This is a genomic window from Tenacibaculum finnmarkense (genome assembly GCF_900239185.1).
GTDB lineage: Bacteria > Bacteroidota > Bacteroidia > Flavobacteriales > Flavobacteriaceae > Polaribacter > Polaribacter finnmarkensis.
Map to the genome: position 1 here is coordinate 1 of NZ_OENA01000018.1, position 4,021 is coordinate 4,021.

The following is a 4,021-nucleotide window of genomic DNA, read 5'->3' on the forward strand; positions in this document are numbered from 1 at the left end:
TCAATGCTTCACCGTATATAGTAACCTTAATTCTCTCTTTTATTCTTTCTGATTATATATCAAATGTATTAAAAGACAAACTTAAGACGTATATAAAAAATGCTTAATTTCGTCTTAATACAAAAGTCAGTGCCGTTTTGCTACATCTGATTTTCCTGCGGAAAATCCTCGCACACAAAACAGCACTTTTCATATACAAATCGTTGTAAAACATTAAAATGAAAAACACCCCTATACTTATACTATTCGCCTTTTTGTTAGCAGGTTGTGTATCAACAAAAATAACGAAAGAAGAAAAAGAAATTTTCGAAATTTTAAATAAAATAACCTACCAACACAACAATATTACCGATGAAGATATTGACTACCATACGATAGCGGGTTTTTTAAATGAAAATGAAATTTTAAAACTAAAAATTTGGAAGAGTACAGAGCCAACCTTGAAAAATTTTTATAATACAGAATGTATAGGTTGTTCAAATAACATCAACAAATTAACACCTATTTATAGAGTAGAAAAAGGTAACTTTGTTCACTTCGGTCTCAAAAAAAGTATAGGAATCGAAAATTTAGTATTCAATAAAAAAGGTAATTTCATTACACATTTTTTTACTTATCAAAGCTACTCTCAAGCACAAATTGAAAAAGAATTAAAAAAAAGAGGCAATGATACTTATGTAATAAGTGGAATTTTCCCAACAATAATAAACACCAACGAAATCCACCTAAAACATTTAGAATACAGCAACCAAACTGATAATAGCGAGTGGTACAACACCGCTTTTCCTATGGAGTTAGAATATTACATCAATGTAAAAGAAAAACAACACGTTTTGCGTTTCAAATTTAATGGCGGTTTTTATAGTTACCAAAAAGATGATAAAAATGACGACCACAGAATGATTCATTTCTTTGAACCTGAGTTTGTTGCAAATACAGTTGACTTTAACCAGCTATCAAGCTTTTCTTCTAAAACCAAAGGTTATTATGGAGAAGCAACTTTCTTTTTAATAAAAATAGAAAAAAAAATGAACCTAAGTGTAGTAATAAATTCAAAAATAGTAGAGAAAAAATTTCAGTTTTCAATATTAGAAAACAACTCCTTTAATACCATAGAACAATACGTAAATAAGCACAGCAAACTTTACACCACCTATAATAAAAACCTAGAAAAAGGCGAATATCTCATTCGGGTAATTAATGGCAAATCTACTTATTGGAATATGCCATTGTATGATTTAAACCTAAAAAAAATAATATTATAACCAATGAAATACCTAAAACGTTTTGCTCTACTTTTTTTGCTCTTAGCATTAGGCATTAGTGTTTGGATAGGAAGCAAAGAATATTACGATGATGAAACTAGGCTGCAAATTAACGCAAGAAACCGAGGTTGGGAAGAAAACAAAGCTGTGCTTGAAAAAAAAATAGACCAACTTAAAGCTGAAAAAAGATCGTATGACAATAAAATAACAAGTTGCATCACGCAAAAAACAGAGTCAATTTCTGATGAAACAAAAGCTTTTTTATATACCATAAAAAACTACCATTCAGAGGTTGAAATACCCAAAACCGTAACTAATTATTATAATACCAATTCAAAAACCCCTACTTTTTCCGTTTTTAATTATGAAAGAAAAAATGACGAACTTTGGTTTGGATTTTATATAGGTTATCGTATTACAATGGTAACAGATTATGATAATTTAGTGATCCATTTTTCATATTCAGCAGGCACTGCGCATACCGCTTTTGGTACTATACATTATAATACTTTGACTAAAGAGGTAAGTACAACAGAATATTCCTATGGTACAGGCGCTGGCGGCACAACACTCTACTTAAATGGCGTAAAAGTTAAAGAAACATTTAAAGATTTTACAAATGAATAAAACACGAATTCTATACTTAATCAGCTTTTTAATTTTTGCAATAAGTATTTATATACTGTTTAATAACTATATAACGTATTTGGAATTAAGAGATATAAAATCCGATAATGAAACTAATGCGGTTATTGACCTATTAGATGAAAATTTTCATAATTATTATAGTTTGCCAGAAAACGATAACAACTGGGTACAAATTGGGGAATTACCAGAAAATCACGATGTAGATGTAAGCGAAGAAATATTAGAATACCTCAATACAAATCGAAATTTATGGCAATACGAGTATATAAAAAACCCTATTAAAACTACAGACCAAACTAGTTATACTTTAGGGCATTTTGAGCTAGCAGAAAATAAAACAAATACTATTTTATACAGCCTTAATCATTTTTACAACAATTGGAAATACTTTAAAGAAACCCAAAATCACAATCTATTACTTGAAACTTTAACCCAGGAATTAGACAATACTATAAAGCCTGATTCAGAAAAATTTTGGTTTATAAGTTTAAACACCTTGTTTGACCATACTTTAGATAATGAAAAACTAAACAATAACGATACAATTTATTACAACTTAAATGAGGCATTATACTATTATAATAGCTCTGTAAAATATCCTGATTATAAATTGGATGTCAATATCGATTCTGATATGGATGCTATAGAGGCTGCTAAAACTCTTAAAAAGTTAAGCAAGCTTGATTACTACCAAAAATACGTAAAGCGTACAGATAGAGATGTAGAAACGTTTCAAAATATTTGGGAAAATGGCAAGCAATATTTCTTCAGCTTTATGTCTCAAAAACGCTACAATGGCTTATGTAAACCTTTTATAGATCAGCTTTTCACTACTTATAATACAGTTACTCAAACCAATACTTACAAAAAACATTTTGAAAAATATGATTTAGACGATTCAGAATTTTATGCTTTACCAAATACAGAGGAGTTTAAGGACGGCTATCAATGGGCGTACAGTTTTTGGGACAGACGCTTTACTGAAGGGACAATGGAATATGTGCACCAAGTATTGTTAGAAATAAAAAATCATTACGAATAAAACTGCTAAAATGAAAAAAAGAATCCACATTATACTCATCATCACTAGTGTTGCTATGCTAGCTACGGCTTATTACCTGTATCGCAGCAATGATATTACAGAACGTAAATCTAGATTAATGCGACACATAAAAGAGCAATTAAAGCATAAACAATTACCCATCAACCAATTTGATATAGACTTACAGAAAGAGGAGTTTTTACTTACAAAGATAGATTACAACATACCACTTACCCAAAAAATAATAGTTGCCAATTGCATAAATAATGCCAACACAAATTACAATAAAGAAGAAGCTATTGACTGTTTTAAAACACTCAGTTATTTTATTGTAGATAAAATAAGCGAAGAAACTTTAATAAAAAGCATAACAAGTTCATACATCAACAATGGTTTACGCTATATGGTATTAGGCGGTTTTTTAAGGATAAAAGATTTTCAAAACAACACAGAAGATAATAGTAATTACCTAAAGTTAGTTACTTATAGTGGGTTTATGTATAACTTACGAGACCCAAAAAAGCTCACTGCTTTTTACAAAAAAAACCAACCTTTAATGCAAAATTATGTAACCAATGCTATTTATAAAGAACATTTACAAAACCCAATAAATAACTTATTAAAAGGTTATCAAATATTAAATAACGCACCAGATAGAACTGTATTTTTAAAAGAAGTAGAAGCACGAGGCGAAAAAAACTACAATCATTCCGCTTCAGAAAATTGGAAAATTACCTTTTGGGAACGCAGAAGACAAGAAGGCAATGATAAAGTAATTTATAAAATTTTAGTTGACGTAAAAAAACATTATGAAGAGCAATAACGTTTTACAACATTATATAAAAATAATAGCGGTTTAATCGCTAAAAACGATAGTAAATGAATATAAATAAAGGTCTGTGTGTAACCGAAAAGTTAGTGCGTAAAAATCCGCAACTATTCTTATACGAACCGTTAACCTGCATTAAGCCAAATGTAAAATCCTGAAATAGGTTGACTAAAATTTAAACACTTTTAGTTAAACTATGGACACAAAGATAAAACTACCCTGCCGAAAAAAGAACTA

4 protein-coding genes are annotated in these 4,021 nt (G+C 29.4%); all 4 read left to right on the forward strand.

All coding sequences use genetic code 11. The features are described 5' to 3' along the window. Nucleotides 1-218 precede the first annotated feature (218 nt). From AQ1689_RS02180 to AQ1689_RS02195, 4 genes are read left to right on the forward strand one after another with little or no spacing between them, the layout of a single operon-like run. Nucleotides 219-1,265: a hypothetical protein gene (locus tag AQ1689_RS02180; protein WP_101955042.1), complete on the forward strand. Its 1,047-nt coding sequence runs from the start codon at nt 219-221 to the stop codon at nt 1,263-1,265. 3 nt (nt 1,266-1,268) lie between these two features. Beyond that, the gene (locus tag AQ1689_RS02185) at nt 1,269-1,892 is read left to right on the forward strand and encodes a hypothetical protein (RefSeq protein WP_101955043.1); all 624 of its coding nucleotides are present in this window, start codon (nt 1,269-1,271) and stop codon (nt 1,890-1,892) included. Next, on the forward strand, nt 1,885-2,955 hold the full coding sequence (locus AQ1689_RS02190) for a hypothetical protein (RefSeq protein ID WP_101915772.1): 1,071 nt from the start codon (nt 1,885-1,887) through the stop codon (nt 2,953-2,955). Before AQ1689_RS02185 ends, AQ1689_RS02190 begins: the two co-directional genes overlap by 8 nt. A 10-nt stretch (nt 2,956-2,965) precedes the next feature. Next, nucleotides 2,966-3,778 (forward strand): hypothetical protein, encoded by an 813-nt coding sequence (locus AQ1689_RS02195; RefSeq protein ID WP_145993677.1) that lies wholly within the window; start codon nt 2,966-2,968, stop codon nt 3,776-3,778. Nucleotides 3,779-4,021: the final 243 nt, after the last annotated feature.

Bases quoted from the DNA above. Each gene is read 5' to 3' on its own strand.
- AQ1689_RS02180 (WP_101955042.1), top strand. From the start codon at position 219: ATGAAAAACACCCCTATACTTATACTATTCGCCTTTTTGTTAGCAGGT.
- AQ1689_RS02195 (WP_145993677.1), top strand. From the start codon at position 2,966: ATGAAAAAAAGAATCCACATTATACTCATCATCACTAGTGTTGCTATG.
- AQ1689_RS02185 (WP_101955043.1), top strand. From the start codon at position 1,269: ATGAAATACCTAAAACGTTTTGCTCTACTTTTTTTGCTCTTAGCATTA.
- AQ1689_RS02190 (WP_101915772.1), top strand. From the start codon at position 1,885: ATGAATAAAACACGAATTCTATACTTAATCAGCTTTTTAATTTTTGCA.